At 71.6% G+C, this 16,301-nt stretch carries 15 protein-coding genes and 1 tRNA gene; 8 read left to right on the forward strand and 8 right to left on the reverse strand.

Annotated elements, in window-relative coordinates; genetic code table 11:
- Positions 1 to 52: 52 nt before the first annotated feature.
- The 3 genes from VF647_13925 to VF647_13935 form a co-directional block, all read right to left on the reverse strand.
- Positions 53 to 126: transfer RNA gene (locus tag VF647_13925), tRNA-Pro, on the reverse strand.
- Positions 127 to 194: 68 nt separating this feature from the next.
- Positions 195 to 674, reverse strand: a complete 480-nt coding sequence (locus tag VF647_13930; GenBank protein HEX8453196.1) for a lasso peptide biosynthesis B2 protein — start codon at positions 672 to 674, stop codon at positions 195 to 197.
- Positions 671 to 955 carry a PqqD family protein gene (locus VF647_13935; protein HEX8453197.1) on the reverse strand — a complete coding sequence of 95 codons (285 nt, stop codon included), beginning with the start codon at positions 953 to 955 and terminating at the stop codon, positions 671 to 673. The genes VF647_13930 and VF647_13935 overlap by 4 nt, the downstream gene beginning before the upstream one ends.
- A gap of 183 nt (positions 956 to 1,138) precedes the next feature.
- Here VF647_13935 and VF647_13940 point away from each other — a divergent pair, with 183 nt between their 5' ends.
- From VF647_13940 to VF647_13965, 6 genes are all read left to right on the forward strand, one after another.
- Positions 1,139 to 3,088 carry an asparagine synthase-related protein gene (locus tag VF647_13940; GenBank protein HEX8453198.1) on the forward strand — a complete coding sequence of 650 codons (1,950 nt, stop codon included), beginning with the start codon at positions 1,139 to 1,141 and terminating at the stop codon, positions 3,086 to 3,088.
- Between the two features lie 87 nt (positions 3,089 to 3,175).
- The gene (locus tag VF647_13945) at positions 3,176 to 3,349 is read left to right on the forward strand and encodes a hypothetical protein (protein HEX8453199.1); all 174 of its coding nucleotides are present in this window, start codon (positions 3,176 to 3,178) and stop codon (positions 3,347 to 3,349) included.
- Positions 3,346 to 4,491: a PqqD family peptide modification chaperone gene (locus VF647_13950; GenBank protein ID HEX8453200.1), complete on the forward strand. Its 1,146-nt coding sequence runs from the start codon at positions 3,346 to 3,348 to the stop codon at positions 4,489 to 4,491. The genes VF647_13945 and VF647_13950 overlap by 4 nt, the downstream gene beginning before the upstream one ends.
- Positions 4,488 to 6,083: a hypothetical protein gene (locus VF647_13955; protein ID HEX8453201.1), complete on the forward strand. Its 1,596-nt coding sequence runs from the start codon at positions 4,488 to 4,490 to the stop codon at positions 6,081 to 6,083. Before VF647_13950 ends, VF647_13955 begins: the two co-directional genes overlap by 4 nt.
- Positions 6,083 to 7,039 (forward strand): hypothetical protein, encoded by a 957-nt coding sequence (locus VF647_13960; GenBank protein ID HEX8453202.1) that lies wholly within the window; start codon positions 6,083 to 6,085, stop codon positions 7,037 to 7,039. Before VF647_13955 ends, VF647_13960 begins: the two co-directional genes overlap by 1 nt.
- Positions 7,039 to 8,202 (forward strand): nucleotidyltransferase family protein, encoded by a 1,164-nt coding sequence (locus tag VF647_13965; GenBank protein HEX8453203.1) that lies wholly within the window; start codon positions 7,039 to 7,041, stop codon positions 8,200 to 8,202. Before VF647_13960 ends, VF647_13965 begins: the two co-directional genes overlap by 1 nt.
- 4 nt (positions 8,203 to 8,206) lie before the next feature.
- Here the strand turns inward: VF647_13965 and VF647_13970 are convergent, their stop codons facing one another.
- Genes VF647_13970 through VF647_13980 form a run of 3 tightly spaced genes read right to left on the reverse strand, consistent with a single transcriptional unit; the run spans position 8,207 to position 11,409 of the window.
- Entirely contained in the window at positions 8,207 to 9,979 is a 1,773-nt protein-coding gene (locus VF647_13970; GenBank protein HEX8453204.1) for a PDZ domain-containing protein, read from the reverse strand.
- Position 9,980: 1 nt separating this feature from the next.
- The gene (locus VF647_13975; protein HEX8453205.1) at positions 9,981 to 11,000 is read right to left on the reverse strand and encodes a proline dehydrogenase family protein; all 1,020 of its coding nucleotides are present in this window, start codon (positions 10,998 to 11,000) and stop codon (positions 9,981 to 9,983) included.
- Between the two features lie 28 nt (positions 11,001 to 11,028).
- Positions 11,029 to 11,409 (reverse strand): hypothetical protein, encoded by a 381-nt coding sequence (locus tag VF647_13980; protein HEX8453206.1) that lies wholly within the window; start codon positions 11,407 to 11,409, stop codon positions 11,029 to 11,031.
- A 402-nt stretch (positions 11,410 to 11,811) separates the two neighbouring features.
- Between VF647_13980 and VF647_13985 the strand changes: the two genes are divergently transcribed.
- On the forward strand, positions 11,812 to 12,837 hold the full coding sequence (locus VF647_13985) for a zinc-binding dehydrogenase (GenBank protein ID HEX8453207.1): 1,026 nt from the start codon (positions 11,812 to 11,814) through the stop codon (positions 12,835 to 12,837).
- A 173-nt stretch (positions 12,838 to 13,010) separates the two neighbouring features.
- Here VF647_13985 and VF647_13990 read toward each other — a convergent pair whose 3' ends face one another.
- Together VF647_13990 and VF647_13995 are read right to left on the reverse strand one after the other, a co-directional pair.
- On the reverse strand, positions 13,011 to 13,226 hold the full coding sequence (locus tag VF647_13990; protein ID HEX8453208.1) for a cold shock domain-containing protein: 216 nt from the start codon (positions 13,224 to 13,226) through the stop codon (positions 13,011 to 13,013).
- Between the two features lie 105 nt (positions 13,227 to 13,331).
- Positions 13,332 to 14,186: a metallophosphoesterase gene (locus tag VF647_13995; GenBank protein ID HEX8453209.1), complete on the reverse strand. Its 855-nt coding sequence runs from the start codon at positions 14,184 to 14,186 to the stop codon at positions 13,332 to 13,334.
- Between the two features lie 456 nt (positions 14,187 to 14,642).
- Between VF647_13995 and VF647_14000 the strand changes: the two genes are divergently transcribed.
- Positions 14,643 to 16,124, forward strand: a complete 1,482-nt coding sequence (locus VF647_14000) for a class II fructose-bisphosphate aldolase (GenBank protein HEX8453210.1) — start codon at positions 14,643 to 14,645, stop codon at positions 16,122 to 16,124.
- Positions 16,125 to 16,301: the final 177 nt, after the last annotated feature.

Consider the following 16,301-nt stretch of genomic DNA (forward strand, 5'->3'; position numbering starts at 1 on the left):
GCGAGAAGGCCCTCCAGCGCTAACGCGTTGGAGGGCCTTCTCTTACATCTAGTCGGGACGGCCGGATTTGAACCGGCGACCCCCTGAACCCCATTCAGGTGCGCTACCGGGCTGCGCCACGTCCCGAGTCCGAAAGCTCGAACGCATTCCCGGCGCGTTCGAGGACTCGAAGCTAACCCACACCCGCGTTTCCGTCAACCCGCTCGCGGGACGGGGCCATCCGGAAGTGGCTCGTCGTCCGCGTAGGTGGCGACGACGGTGAAGCGCTCGCGGCCGGCGGCGCCGGTGATGACGAGCGGGCCGCTCCGGAGCCAGGCGTGGGCGGTGGCGCGCGCGTCGCCTTCGCGGGCCACGCCCAGGTACAGCGTGCTCGCGATGCCGCGGCGGCGCAGCATCGTCTTGCCGGCGATGCCCTGTTCGAGACACGCGCACCGCCAGGGGAGGCGCCGGCTCGTCGCCTGGAGGGCCCAGCGGACTTTTCTGAGGGTGTCGAGGGTCGTTTCCGGCGGAGCGGCGGTGGAGGTCTCGCGGCCGGGGGTGCCGAGGCGCGAGGAGAGGCGGCGGAAGGGGATCGTGAGCACCATGGCGCGGGCGGCGGCGAGGCAGAACGCGGCCTCCGCGAGCAGTCGCCGGTCGGACCAGGCGAGGCGGCCAAGGGTGCGCAGCGCGGTCATCGCGCTACGTGGATCATTTCCTTGTCGAGGAGCGTTCCCAGCAGCGAGAGCACCTCGGTCTCGCACTGCGCGGGCGAGACGTCGTAGCGCTCCACGAGGGCGGCGCAGAGGTCGGCGGGGGTGGTGGCTTCCTCCAGGCGCTCCCAGATGGCCGCCGCGACGCCGTTCAGGAAGAAGTAGCGGCCCGACTCGACATGGAGCATCGCGATCTCCTCGCCGAGCGAGGCGCTGATGAGGGCGGGATCGCGGACGAGCGGGGTGTTCGGTGTGATCGTGGGCATGGGCGTACGGAGCGGGTCGAGGAGCACGTGGCCGCGGAGCCGGGAATGTACTAGGACCGGCCAGGCACGACCAGCCGAGCGGGATGGCGGCGGGTTTGCGCCCTCGCGAGGCGCCGTCTACAATGGACGGATGACGATTCGAGCATGGGAGGATGCGGCGCGCGCGGCCAGGCGGTTCGGCGGATGAGCGCGATCTTTGGGTTCGCGCATCTCGCCGGGGAGCCGGCGGGGGAGGAGGCGCTCGCAGGCATGGACGCGGCGTTGGCGGGGTGGGGGCCGGACGGCGGCGGCACGTGGCGCGAGGGGCCGTGCGGCGTGGGGCAGCGGCTGCTGTACAACACCCCGGAGTCGCTCCGCGAGAGGATGCCGCTGACGAGCCGCGACGGGAAGACCGTGCTCGTGGCGGCGGCGCGGCTGGACGACCGCGAGGGGCTGTTCGGCGCGCTCGGCGTTCCGCGCGAGGAGCGGGCGGCGATGCCGGACGGCGAGCTGATCCTCCGCGCGTACGAGCGGTGGGGGGAGGAGAGCCCGTCGCGCCTGCTCGGAGACTGGGCGTTCGCGGCGTGGGACCGGGAGCGGCGGCGGCTCTTCGTGGCGCGCGACCAGTACGGCCACACGGCGCTCTACTACCACGCCACGCCGCGCTTCTTTGCGTTCGCGTCCGGCCACGAGGCGCTGTTCCGGCTCCGGGGCGTCCCGCGCCGGGTGAACGAGCTGCACGTGGCGGAGATGTTCTTCGGGTGGCCGGGCGACGGGACCGCGACGCTGTGGGAAGACGTGCGGCGCCTTCCGCCGGCGCACTGCCTGACGGTGTCGGCAGCGGGGGTCTCCGTGCGCGAGTACTGGCGGGCGCGGGACGCTCCCCAGGTGCGGCTGGGATCGGACGAGGCGTACGTGGAGCGCTTCCTGGAGCTCTACACGCAGGCTGTGCGCAGCCGCCTCCGCTCGCACCGGCCGGTGGGATCCACGCTGACGGCGGGGCTCGACTCCAGCTCGGTGACGGCGCTGGCGGCGCGCGAGCTGCGCGCGCAGGGGCGGCCGCTGGTGGCGTTCACATCCGCGCCGCGCGAGCCGGCGCGGGACGACGGGACGGGCGCCACACCGCTGGTGGACGAGTGGCCGCTCGCGCACGCGGCCGCGGAGTACATCGGAATCGCCGAGCACGTGAAGGTGAGCGGCGAACGGGTGAGTCCGCTGGATGCCCTGTTGCGTACGCTCACCACCCATTCCGAGCCGGCGCCCGCCGCGCTGGGCCACTACTGGGTGCACGACATGCTCTCGGCGGCCCGGGAGCGCGGGATCGGGACGCTGCTGGTAGGGCAGCGGGGGAACGGCACCGTGTCGTGGAACGGCGGCAGCTTCGCGCTCGCCCACCTCGCAGCCACGGGCGCCTGGCCCACCGTGCGGCGGCTGCTGGCGGGGGAGAGCCGCGCGACCGGGGTGCCGATGGCGCGCGTGGCGTGGCGGCGGCTCTTCTGGCCCGTGATCGACGCGGCGCGCCTGCAGCTCCGCTGGCGGTTCAAGGAGCCGCGGACGGTGTGGGCGCGGCACGTGCCCCTCGATCCCGGGTTCATGGAGCGCTCCGGCATCGTGCGCCACATGCGGCGCACCGAGCACCGCATCGGGTGGTACTCCGCGCGGACGCCGCGGGGGGAGCAGCTCGCCACCCTCATGCCGGGGGTGAGCGCGACCGGCGCCTTCCTGCACGAGATCGGCGCCGCGTACGGGATGGAGCTGCGCGACCCGACGGCCGATCTGCGCCTGCTGGAGTTCTGCCTCGGCATTCCGCGCGACCAGTTCGTGCGCGACGGCCAGAGCCGCTGGCTGATCCGGCGGGCCATGGAGGGGCTGCTCCCCCCCGAGGTGCAGTGGAACACGCGGCGCGGCATGCAGTCGGGCGACATGACCCGGCTGGCGCTGGGGGAGCTCGGCCGCATCGGCGAAGCGGTTGCGCGGGTGGAGGCGTCGCCGCTCGTGGCGCGTTTCCTGTCCATGCCACTCCTCCGCCAGCTCTGGGGCGACCTCCAGCGGCCGGAAACCGCCGAGGCGGAGATGCCCGCGTACTACCTTTTCGGGATGCTCTCCGTGGGCCTCTTCCTGGTCCGCGAGGAGGACGCGGCGCGCGGCAGGTAACGGCGCGGCGGGGGGCCCTTGCCGGAGTGGCAAGAAACCAGCATCGTTATCCCCGCGGGTCCAACAACCTCCCCAGGAGACCGTCCCATGCATTCCAGCTCCAACGACGCGCCGCAGACCACCGGAACTCCCGACACGGAGAACCCCTCCGCCAAGCTGGCGTGGCATACGCCCGTGGTGGAGGAAGTCCCGTTTACCCGCACCGAAGCGGGCGGCGCGGGTACGGTCTACGACTTCACCGTGTACGCAGGGTCTGTTTGACGGACGGCACCGCGGTCCGGACCGCGCCGGCGCCTCTGCTCTTCCGCACCCACCGTCCCGTCGCCCACGTGCAGGGCGGCGGGATCGTTTTGGAGCATGGCCCCAGCGGCTCGGGGATGATGCTGAACGGCACCGCACGGCGGCTCTGGGAGCTGACCGACGCGCCCATCACCTTCGACGCACTGTGCGCGCGCGTCGCCGGTGAGTTCGAGATCGGCCCGGACGAGTGCGGCCAGGCGGTGCGGGCGTTTCTCGGCGACCTGGCGCGACGCGGGCTCGTGGACGAAGTGGACGAGGCGCCCGGCGATGCGGGGGTGCGGAGCCGCTACCTCGACCTGCTGAAGCGCGCGCTAGTCAACCTCATCTACCCCGAGCACGAGCTCCGCATCGAGCTGCTGGAGGAGCAGGGCCGGCCGCGCGGGCTGGAGGGCGAGCAGCTCATGCGCGACATCCGCTACCGGGAGCCCGCGGAGTACGAGGAGCTCGTCGCCTCCAAGGTGGACGGCTCGGTGCGGCGCCGGCGGCCGAGCCGGTTCTCGCACACCATGGTGGGGATGGAGCGGCTGGACAACCTGGAGTACTGCGCGCGCAGGGTGTTCGCGGACGGGGTTCCGGGGGACTTCCTGGAGGCGGGGGTGTGCCAGGGGGGCGCGGCCATCTTCATGCGCGGCTTGCAGGTGGCGCTCGGCGAGGAGAACAGGCGCGTCTGGCTCGCCGACTCCTTCGAGGGGCTGCCTCCGCCGACGCACGAGGTGGATCGCGCCTGGGACCTGGACTGGAGCGAGGAGCGGCAGCCCTGGCTGGCGTGCGACCTGGACGCGGTGCAGGACAACTTCCGCACCTACGGGCTGCTGGACGAGGGCGTGCGCTGGCTGCGGGGATGGTTCTCGGAAACGCTCCCCACGGCGCCGGTCGAGCGGCTGGCGATCCTGCGCGCGGACGCCGATCTGTACCAGTCCACGCGCGAGATCCTGGACTCGCTCTACCACCGCGTGTCGCCCGGCGGCTTCGTGGTGATCGACGACTACGGCGCCATCGACGCATGCCGCCGCGCGGTGGACGAGTTCCGGGCCGAACACGGGATCATCGACCCGATTCGCCGGATCGACTGGACCGGCGTCTACTGGCGACGCGAGGCGTGACGGAGCGGTTCACGGCCCTGGTGCTGCACCCCCACGCCATGCGGGGAGAGAGCGAGGGGGTCTGGTACCAGAGCGTCGAATACCCGGCGCGCCTCTTCGCGGACGACGAGGAGTGGCGGGTGGATGCGCTCGGCGCCAACGACCCCGCCGCTCCCGCCGCGGCGCTCGCGTGCGACGTGCTCGTCATCCACATGCTGAGCACCCCCGAGCTGGAGTCCGTGATCCGGCTGCGGCGCGAGCGCGGGCGGCCCACCGTCTACGAGATCAGCGACAACATCCTGGCGCTCGGCGGCTGGCTGTCCCCCACGCACGCCCTGCGCAGCCCCCTCGTGCGCCAGCAGATCTTTCGCTACGCCGCGCTCGCCGACGGGGTGCAGACGTACTCTCCCGGGGTGGCGGAGGCGTTCGCCAGCCTGGGCGAGCACGTGGCCGTCGTCGACTATTCGCTGCCGATCGTGCCGGAGCGGATGCCGGAGAAGCCGGAGGGTTTCGTCTTCGGCTGGTCCGGCTCCACGTCGCACCGGGAGGATCTGCTGGCGCTCGCGCCGGTGGTGACCGAGTTCTGCCGGCGCCACGCCGACGCGACATTCGCGTTCATGGGAGACCGGCGGCTGCTGGCGGAGTGCTTCCCGGAGATCCCGGAGGCGCAGCTTCAATACCGGCCGTTCAGCCCGCACCCCGAGTACCTGGAGTTCATCCGCGGCTGGCACGCGGGCATCGCGCCCGCCGAGGACACTCCGTTCAGCCGCGGGCGGTGCGACGCCAAGTTCGTAGAGTACGGCGCGGGCGGCGCGGTCCCCCTCCTCAGCGACATCCCCATCTACCGGCCGCACGCCGGCTTCGCGCCCCTGTTCCGGCACCCTGGCCAGCTCGCCTCGGTGCTCGAGGAGCTGTACCTCGATCGGGACGCGCTGCGGCGGCTGGCCGGGCGGGCCCACGATTGGGTGCTTGCGAATCGCACCTCCGAGCCTGGCCGCGCGTCGCGGAAACGCTTCTACCGCTCGCTTCTGCCGCCCTCGGCAACCCCCTCGTGCGCTCCCGTCCCCGCGCCCTCGCCCGTGCTGGCCGCGGCGCTGGAGGAGGCGCTGGACGCGTCCCGGCGGCAGGACCACGAGGGGGCGCTGCGGCTCTGCCGGGAGCTCCTGCGTGAGAGGCCGGATTTCGCGCGGGCGGCGTGGCTCGCTGCGTCCAGCCTGGATGCGCTGGGCAGGCACGACGAGCTGCTCGACTCCGAGGACGCACGCGAGCGCTCGCCGGTGTACGCGGACCTGCACGCCGAGCTGCGCTACCACGCCGCCCGCCGCGTTCGTCCCGATGAGGCCAGCCGGCACTTCGACGCCATCCCGAGCCCCCTGCGGCGCCTCCGCCTGCGCGCGGCCGAGGCCGGGGACCGGGTGGCGTACTACCGCGAAGTGCTCCGGCTCCACCCGTACGACTTCTTTGCGCTCTTTGCCCTGATCCAGCTTCTTTCGCGCCAGGCGGAGGACGGCGCCGAGCTGGCGTCGCTCTGGGAGCGCGCCAGCCTGGTGGCCCCGGAGCGGGTGCCCCACGCGCACCGGCCGCCCCGCCTCGCGCCTTACCTCCCCGCCTGATGACGCCGCCGTTCCGGTACAGGGTGTACGGCCTCGCGGTGCGCTGCAACCAGCCTCTGCCCGCCGCTCCGAGCGCCGACGACGGTCCGTTCGACCTGGACGTCGACATCCCGGCGACGCCCGCGCGCTCACTGAGCTGGGATGGACCGGATCCGGTCTACAGGGGGATGGAGAGCTTCTGGCGGCTGGATGACGACACCTGGCGGCTCGGGTACATGGATGCGGCCAGCGGCGCCCGCTGGGACCTTACCTGCGAGGGCGGGACGCGCATCGCCGTACGATGGATGTCCGGGATCTCGATCCCGGACATCCGCACCTTTATTCTCTACTCCGCCGTCGCGATGGCGCTCCACCTGCGCGGCACGCCCTGCCTGCACGCCAGCGGGGTCGTGGTGAACGGGCGGGGCGCGCTGCTCCTGGGCCCCTCCGGCACGGGGAAGTCGACGACGGCCGCGGCGCTGGTGGCCGCCGGCAACGAGCTCCTCACGGACGACATTGCGGCGCTCGGCCTCGGCACGGACCAGGTGCTCGTCCACCCCGGCCTCCCGCGTCTTCGCCTGCTCGCCGAGAGCGCGGCGGCCGTGAACGAGTCGTTCGACCTCCTTCCGCCCGTCTGGAGCGACCCTTCGTTCAGCACCAAGCGCTACATGGACGCGCCGGCCGGCGGGGGAGCGGCCCCGCTCGGCGTCATCTACCTGCTCGCGCCGCGCGATGCCGAGCCGCGCGAGCCATCGGTCACCCCGCTCGCGCCGCGCGAGGCGCTGCGATGGCTGATGGAGCACACGTACGGAAAGGTGTGGCTGGATGCGCCGCGGCGTGCGCGCCTCTTCCAATCACTGGCGCGGGTGACGGAGCTGGTGCCGGTCCGGACGGTGCACCGCGGCAACCGCCTTGCGGACCTGCCGAAGCTGGTCGAGCTGCTGACGGTGGACGCGGGCATGGTGAGCTCGCGGTGATGGGTCCCGTGGAGACGCCCGCCGTGGATCTCGCCGAAGCGGAGCGCCTTCTCGCCTCGCTGGTGTGCGGGCGCGCCGATCCGCGTGAGGTGAGCGCGGCGGATGCCGAGGTGCTGGCGCCACTCGCCCTCACGCACGGGCTGGGTCCCATGCTCTTTGCGGCCGTGCAGGATGCGGGGATCGCGACTGCCGGCTCCGCCTGGGCGCCGCTGACGGGGTATGCGCGCGACGCCGCCACGCGATACCTGCTGGCGCGCGTGGAGCAGGCTCGCATCGAGGCGGCGCTCGCGGCGGCCGGCATCGAGTGGGTGTGGCTGAAGGGATACGCCCTCGCCCACACCGTCTACCCGCGACCCGCGCTCAGGTCGATGAAGGACCTCGATCTCCTCGTCCCGTCCGATCGCTGCGACGATGCGGAGCGCGCGGTGCTCGCGCTCGGCTACCGGCCCGCTGCGGACGCGCCGCTGATGTTCCGCGGCGGCGGGCGGGTGTCGCACCATCTCCCCACGCTGAGGTCGCCGGGCGGGCTCCTGGTGGAGATGCACACCAGCCTGCATCCCTCCCAGCTCCTGCGCGTGACGGAGCATCTCCACTGGTTCCGCGCGCAGGTCGTGGAGACGGATGCCGGGGGCGTGCGGGTGCGGCACTTCACGCCCGAGGCGCAGCTGCTGCACCTCGCCGCCCACGCCATCCTGCAGCACGGCGAGGCGGAACGGTACCTCCAGCGCTTCCTCGACTGCCACCTCGTCGTCGCACGGACGCCGGGGCTCGACTGGGCAGTAGTGCTCGGCCAGGCCGCGGCGCTCGACTGGACGTATGCCCTTCACCGGGCGCTCACCCGGGCGCGCGAGCACTTCGGCGCGCCCGTCCCCGAGCACGTCCTGCGCACCCTCGCCGAGGGCGGCACCCGGGCTACGCGCGCGACGAGTCTCGCCCTGGCGCTCGCACGCCCGGGCGCGGATGAGCCGGCCGAGCGCGCGCGGGTGATCGCGACCGCGCAACCGCTCCACGTGCGGCTGTACGTGGGTCTGCGCACAATCATCCCCTCGCCCGCCTACATGCGTTGGCGATACGCGGCGAGGGCGTGGGAGCTTCCGGGCGCTTACGTGCGGCGCTGGTGGGGAATCGTGCGGCGGATCGTCGGCGGGCGATCGCGCGGCTGACCACTCAACTCGCGCGCACCGCCACGTCGGGGGCGGCGGGGACGTCCACGCGCAGCCAGTCGTCCAGCAGGCGCTGCTGGGCGGGGGTGGGGCGCTCGGCGGGGCGCAGGAGGAGGCGCGTGGGGGCGGCCAGCTCCACCTCCATCTCCAGAGTCACCAGCTCGTCGCGGCGGAAGACAGTGACGGGCACGCGCTCACCCGCGCGGCGCTCGGCCAGGCGGACCGGCAGCGTTTCTGGGGTGACGCGCACGCCATCCAGTGCCACCAGCTCGTCGCCTGCGTTGAGGCCGGCACGGTGCGCGGGTGTGTCGGCGAGGACGTGCGAGACGAGATTGCGGCCGCCCTCCGGCTTGAACTGGAGGCCGGTCTGCACCTCCGTGCGCGGGTCGGCGGCGGGGAAGGGCGCCGTCTCGTGCGCGGGGCGCAACGTGAGGCCGGCGGCGGAGAGGATCTCGTCGAAGGGGAGCTCTTCCGTGCCGCGCAGGGCCAGGTCGAAGAAGGGGCGCAGGTCGCCGCCCGCCACCTCGGCGGCGACGCGCTCGACTTCGCCCTCGGGAAAGCCGGTGTCGCGGGCGCCGAACTCGGTCCAGAGGCGCCGCATCACGTCGTCCAGCGAGCGCGCGTTGTCCGTGTCGGTGCGGATGCGCAGGTCGAGGAGGAAGGCGACGAGCGCCCCCTTTTCGTAGTACGAGATCGACGAATTGGGCGTGTTGGGGTCCGGGCGGTAGAACTTGATCCACGTATCCCAGGATGAGTCCGCCAGCGACTGCACCGCGCGGCCCGGCAGAGACCGGAAGCGAGCGATGGCCTCCGCGAGCCGCTCCAGGTAGCGGTGCATCGTGATCAGCCCGGCGCGGCGCAGGAGGAGGTCCGTGTAGTACGACGTGATCCCCTCCACCACCCACAGGTCGCGCGTGTAGTTCTCGGTCGTGTAGTCGAAGGGGCCGAGCACGGCGGGACGGATCCGCTTCCCGTTCCAGAGATGGAAGAACTCGTGCGCCACCAGCCCGAGGAAGCGCTCGTACGGCTGCCCGCGAAAGGCCCAGCGGTCCGCCAGCAGGGCGGTGGACTCGCGGTGCTCCAGCCCGCCCGAGCCGCCCGGGGTCAGGTGCACGATGAAGGTGTAGTCGCGGTACGGGAGCTCGCCGAATAGCGCCTTCTCCGCCAGCACGATGCGCGCGGTGTCCGCCACCAGGCGCTCGGCGTCCACGTTACCGCGCCCCCAGATCGCCCAGCGGTGCGTCTTCCCCTCCATCTCCCATTCCAGGAGCTGGTGCGTGCCGATCTCCAGCGGCGAATCGACCAGCTCGTCGTAATTGACGGCGGTGAAGCGGCCATCGGCGCCGCGCAGGGCGGTGGTGATGCGCCACCCTTCGGGCGCCTCCACCTCCAGGTCGAGCGGGTCGCCGGCGCGGTCCTCGGGGAAGAGGAAGACGCTGGCACCGTTGATGGAGGCGTGGGTGGCGTCCACGTGGCTGGTGCGGACGGACAGCTCGTTGGCGTACACCTGGTAGCGCACGCGCAGGGTGTCGTCCGCGGCCGGGTCGACGAGCCAGCGGTTCTTGTCCGTCTTCGTCCATGAAAGCGGAACCCCCGCCCCGTCCACGGCCTCGAAGCGCTGGACGTTGCGGGGGAACTCGCGCATCAGGTACGACCCGGGGGTCCACGACGGCATCGCCAGCGACGCCGGTCCATGGACCCCCTCCACCTCCATCTCGACGTGCAGGAGGTGCGTGTGCGGCTCGGGAAAGGAGAGCCGGTAGCGGACCGCGGCCACCCTAGCGGCGCCGGCGCCAGGCGAGCGCCGCCAGCGCCCCCGCCACGATCCCCCCGCCGATCGCCAGCGGCCGCGCGAAGCCGGAGACGCCGCTCTCCTTTGCGATGCTCCCCGCCATGAAGAGCATGTTGGCCGGGCGCTCCGCCAGGCGGCGCATCAGGTACGGGTACCAGCTCTCGCCGAAGGGCACGTACACGCGCACGTTGTACCCTTCCTCGCGCAGCCGCGTCTGCAGGTCGCGACGGACGCCGTACAGCATCTGGAACTCGAAGGAGTCCTTGGAGATCCCCTTCTCCCACACGTAGCGGCGGGCGGCGTCGATGATGGCCTCGTCGTGGGTGGCGATGGCGGGGTAGTTGCCCGCGTCCAGCAGGCGCTCCATCTCCTGCACGAACATGCGGTCCGTGTCCGCCTTGTCCGGGAAGGCGACCGAGTCCGGCTCCTTGTACGCGCCCTTTACCAGCCGGACGCGCGCCTTGAGGGCGATCATCCGCTCCAGGTCGTCCGGGGTGCGGCGGAGGTACGACTGGAGGACGGTGCCGGTGTTGTGGAAGCCCTCGGCCCAGAGCGCCTCCACCAGCGCGACGGTGCGCTCGGTGTACTCGCTGCTCTCCATGTCCAGCCGCACGAAGATCTCGCCCGCGCCGTCTCCCAGCTCGCGGGCGCGCTGCAGCACCATCTCGATGTTGCGGCGGCAGAACTCGGGGTCCATGTCCAGCCCGAACTGCGTGGGCTTCACCGAGACGTTTGCGTCCAGCCCCTCGCGCTTCACCGTCTCCAGGATGCGGATCACCATGTCGGTGGCCGCCTCGGCCTCCTCGCGGCTCTCCACGGCCTCGCCCAGGTAGTCCAGCGAGACGGTGAGCCCGGCGTCGTTGAGCACGCGCGCGGCCTCCACCGCCTCCTCCAGCGTGTCGCCGGCGACGAAGCGCTGCGCCATCTGGCGGGAGATGGGGGTGCCGGTCACCATTCGCTTGGCGGTGGGGCTCTGGCTGAGGTACAGCAGGCTCTGCTTGAGCATGGTTCTGATGCTGAAAGGTCCGGGTGGGCTAGGCGCCCGCGTCGTCGTCTTCGCTGCGCTTGCGGCGGATGGTCTCGTCCAGCAGCGCGCGCACCTCGGCGAGCGAGAGGCCATTCAGCGCGTCTCGTGCCGCGGCTTCGGTGGGGGCGGCCACGAGGTCGCCCGTCTCCAGGTGTCCCATCACGGCGGTCCCGGTCTGCGCCCAGCGCACGAACACCAGGTACCCCGCGTACGGCTCTCCTTCGCCGCCCGACTCCTCCACCTCGACGGCGGCGGTGTACGGCTCCCCGTCGCATCCCTGGAACGCCGCCGCGCGCCCGTGGACCGCCTCGTATCCGCCGAGGGTGTCGTCGGTTACCCCTTCCGGGGTCTCGGGATTCAGCCGGTCTTCGGCACCGGAGTAGCGCATGCGGGGAAGGTAGCAGGGGGGGGATGCGCGGGAAAGGATGGAACGGAAGTGCGTGAGTGCGTTAGTGCGTTAGTGCGCCCCCTCCTTGTCATCCTGAGGGAGCCGCCCACCCCGACACCGCCGTGCCCCTGTGCTTGCGCGGCGACTGAAGGATCTAGCCGGCGACACGCGAGGCCCGGGGTGCAACGCCAGCCCCTCGTCGCGCGCAGTAGATCCTTCGCTCCGCGCCAGAGATGGGAGACGGGGCGAGGACGGTGTGGCGCGTCGCTCAGGATGACAAAAAGGGGGGTGGACGCACTCACGCACTCACGCACTCACGCACTCCCGCACCCTCCCCGCACTTTCCCACGCCGAAGCGGCATCCTACCTTCCCGCAAACCAACTCACCCTCCCCAGGCATCCATGCGCGCGGCAATCTTCCATGAAAACGGCGGGCCCGAGGTGGTCCGGATCGAAGAGGTGACCAGGCCCAAGGCGGGGGCGGGCGAGGTGCTGGTGGAGGTGAGGGCGGCGGCGCTCAACCACCTGGACCTCTGGGTGCGCCGCGGCATCCCCATCGAGACCACGATGCCACACGTCGGCGGGTCGGACATCGCGGGGGTGATCGCGGAGGTGGGGGAGGGGGTGGATGCCGCAAGGGTGGGGGAGCGGGTCGTCGTCAATCCCTCGCTCTGGTGCGGGCGGTGCCGCGAGTGCGCGCGCGGCGAGGAGTCCATGTGCGCGTCATACCGCATCCTGGGGGAGCACACGGACGGCGGCTTCACCGAGTACGTGGCGGTCGCGGCGGACCGGGCGTACGTGATACCGGAGGGGCTGTCGTTCGAGGAAGCGGCGGCGCTCCCCATCTCGTACCAGACGGCGTGGAGGGCGCTCCTAACCCGCGCGCGCCTCCGCCCCGGCGACGACGTGCTGGTGATCGGCGCGTCCGGCGGCACCGCCCTCGCCGCCGTGCAGATCGCGCGGCTCGCCGGCGCGCGCGTCTTCGCCGTCACCAGCGGCGACGAGAACGTGCGGCGCCTGCGGGAGCTCGGCGCCGCCTTCGTCTACGACCGCGACCGCGAGGACTGGTCCAAGGGCGTATTCCGCGACACCGCGCGCCGCGGTGTGGACGTGGTGGTGGAGAACGTGGGCGCCGCCACCTGGACGGGAAGCGTGCGCGCCCTCGCCCGCGGCGGCCGCCTGGTGACGTACGGCGCCACCGCGGGCCCCGTGGTGGAGATCGACGTGCGCGTCCTCTTCTGGAAGCAGCTCGAGATCATCGGCACCACGATGGCGTCGCGCAGCGAGTTCGAGGCGATGCTCCGCGGCGTCGCCACCGGCAACCTCCGCCCCATCATCGACACGGTCATGCCGCTCGACCAGGCCCGCGAAGCGCACGAGCGGCTCGAAGCGGGTGGCCAGTTCGGCAAGATCGTCCTGATCCCCTAACCGCAGTCTCACGCGGAGACGCGGAGCCGCGGGGAGAGACGCGAAGTTCTCTCTGCGCCTCCGCGTCTCCGCGTGAGGCCATGCTGTAGAAGCCTGGGAGACACGGAAAACGGCGCCCGCCTCCGAACTGGGAGACGGGCGCCGCTTTGCACTCCATCGCGAAGGGTCGTGCCTTACTCCGGTGCGATCCGGACGTCCGCGGCCCGGGGGCCCTTCGGATCTTCCTGGATCTCGAACTCCACGCGATCGCCCCGCTTCAGCGAGCGGAACCCATCCATCTGGATGGAGGAGTGGTGGACGAAGACGTCCTTGCCGCCGTCGTCGGGGCGGATGAATCCGAACCCCTTGTCGTCCTTGAAGAACTCCACTGTCCCAGTCTGTCGTGCCATGATCCCTCCGCGATGGACGGTACCGCATCGGCGCCGGCTCGTCGTCCCGTCCGACGCCGCTCCGGACTGCTCGCAGGGTGCGAGTTCTAGCAAGGAGCGTTCCCGTCACGCGTTTCGTGACGGCCTCGGGTCGCCCGTGAGTTCCAGCACCGCCACCTCCGGCCGGCAGAGGAAGCGCACCGGGATGTGCACCGTCCCCACCCCGCGCGAGGTGTACACCTGCGTCCACGGCCGGCGCCGCAGTCCCTCGTCGTACAGGTCCGGCCGGTCGGCGGGGTTGCGCAGGGCGCCGATGAAGGGAAGGCGCACCTGCCCCGCGTGCGTGTGGCCGCTCACGATCAGGTCGACCTGATCGTACGATCGCCTGGCGAGCTCCGCCTGGTCCGGGTCGTGGGCCAGGAGCAGGGTGAAGTCGCGGGTGTCCGGCGGCGGCAGGGCGTTCATCGACGGGCGGCCGTACGAGTAGTCGTCCACCCCGGCCACGCAGAAGCGCGCGCCGTCCACGTCCAGCATGCACGCGCCGTTGGTGAGGTCGCGGATCACGGGATGCCCGCGGAACTGCCGGTGCCACGCCTCGATCCCGACGATGTAGTCGTGGTTCCCGGGCACGGCGTAGACGCCAAAGGGTGCGCGCAGCTCGTCCAGCGCGGAGATCACCCGCCCGAAGTCCGGCGCCTCGTCCGCCGCGAAGTCGCCGGTGAGGGCGATGAGGTGCGGTTCCTCCGCCATCGCCAGGCGGCAGGCGCGGCGCACCAGGGAGAGCGGCGTCCCCTGGCCCGCGTGCATGTCCGTGAGCAGCGCGATGCGGAAACCTTCCAGTGACGGATGGAGGTTTTTGACGTGGATGCGCGGCCGGGTGACCTCCAGCCAGAGCGGTTCCACGAGGAAGGCGTACGCGGCCAGCGCGGCGGTTGCGGCCGCGGCGGCGGCGAGGGTGTTTCGGGTGGGGTGGTTGGTCATGCGCGCGGGCGGGCGCAAGGGGCGGGCCGGGACAGCGGGGAATGGGGAAATGGGGAATGGGGTGGTGGGTACAGATGGCAGCGTGCGCGAGTGTGCCGGGGGTGGAGCGCGGGCGGGCACGGGCAGCCACGTGGGGCGGCCCCTGCGGGTTTTCGGTGCGCGGGGGCGTGGGTCGCGGGGGCGGCGGGGGTGGGCAGACACGCAGGTCGGCCCCTACGGAATCGTGCGACCGACGCGGATGGTGGGGCAGGGGCAGGCACGGGCGCGATGAATCGCGCCCCTACGGGACGTGTGCGAGGCGAGGGCCGGGATGCCTGCCCCATTCCCCATTCCCCATTCCCCATTCCCCATTCCCCGCTGTTCCCCACGCGCCCTTGCTCCCGCGCCGCGGCGCCCGCACATTCCGGCCCCGAAAGCAGGACCCGATTCCGAACCAGAGAACCATCCCGAGGAACCATGGTGCAATCCGCCGCCGACGATCTGGCGCTGCTTACGCTTGGCCCCGTGCGCGCCATGCTCGATGAGGTCGCTTCGTCCGTCCGCGTCTCGGCCGATGGCGGGGTGGAGGTGGTGAACGAGGAGGCGCTGCGCGGGGAGGGGATCGACCGCCTGGTGCGCGCGGCCGTCTTCGCCGAGGACGAGGACGAGGACGTGAGGGACTCGGCGCGGTGGACCATCGGCGAGGTGGGGCGGCGGCTGGGCGTGGCCCCGGCCTCCATCCACGAGCTCTACATGGCCCGCGGGCGCGGCGAGGTGAGCGGCTTCACCGTGCCCGCCATCAACGTGCGCGCCATGTCGTTCGACACCGGGCGCGCCCTCTTCTCCGCCGCGCGCGAGCTGAGCGCGGGCGCCATCATCCTGGAGATCGCCCGCTCCGAGATCGGCTACACCGACCAGCGCCCCGCCGAGTACGTGGCGGTGATGACGGCTTCGGCCATCAAGGCGGGGTGGAGCGGCCCGCTCTTCGTACAGGGCGACCACTTCCAGCTCAACGCCAAGAAGTACAAGTCGAATCCCGACGCAGAGATGCGCGCCGTCAAGGACATCATCCGCGAGGGCCTCCACGCCGGCTTCTACAACATCGACGTGGACACTTCGACGCTGGTGGACCTGTCGAAGGAGGGACTGGACGCGCAGCAGGAGCTCAACTACCGCCTTTCCGCCGAGCTGACGGCGTACATCCGCCACTACCAGCCCCAGGGCGTCACCGTCTCGGTGGGCGGCGAGATCGGTGAGGTGGGGACGGAGAACTCGACCCCCGAGGAGCTGCGCGCCTACATGGACGGCTACAACCGCGAGCTGCAGCGGATCGCCTCGCGCGAGGGGACGCCGGTGGACGGGCTCGCCAAGATCTCGGTGCAGAGCGGCACCACGCACGGCGGCACCGTCCTGCCCGACGGCACCATCGCGGACGTCGCGATCGACTTCGACACGCTGCGCACGCTCAGCCAGATCTCGCGCGACGAGTACGGCCTTTCGGGCGCGGTGCAGCACGGCGCGTCGACGCTCCCCAGCAGCGCCTTCGGCAACTTCCCGGACATGGAAACGGCCGAGATCCACCTGGCCACCAACTTCCAGAACATCGTCTACGACCACCCGCAGTTCCCGGCCGAGCTGCGCGAGCGGATGTACGAGCACTGCCGCCAGAACTTCCCCGACGAGCGCAAGCCGACGGACACGGAGCAGCAGTTCATCTACAAGGCGCGCAAGAAGGCCCTCGGCGCCTTCAAGCGCGAGCTGTGGGACATGCCGGAGGCCCACCGCGCCGCCATCCGCGCCACGCTGCAGGAGCAGTTCGACTTCCTCTTCCGCCAGCTTCGCGTGAACGGCACGCTGGACACGGTGCGCGGCATCGTGCCGCTTCCCGAGGTGCGCCACGCCGGCCCCGGCGCCCTGCGCATGAAGGCCGCCGAGGACGACGGGGACCGGTCGGACTGACCGGGAGACGGTGAACAGGCGGGGCCGCGCAGCGACGCGCGGCCCCGCTTCTTTTTGCCTCACACAGAGGCACAGAGGCACAGAGAGAACAACTAAAAGGTTGTCCTCCGTGGCTTGTAGTTCCCTCTGTGTCCTCTTTGTGAGGCTTTTCTGCTTTCTTCGCGTGCGGAACGGATT

Origin of the sequence: Longimicrobium sp. (assembly GCA_036387335.1) — a bacterium.
GTDB lineage: Bacteria > Gemmatimonadota > Gemmatimonadetes > Longimicrobiales > Longimicrobiaceae > Longimicrobium.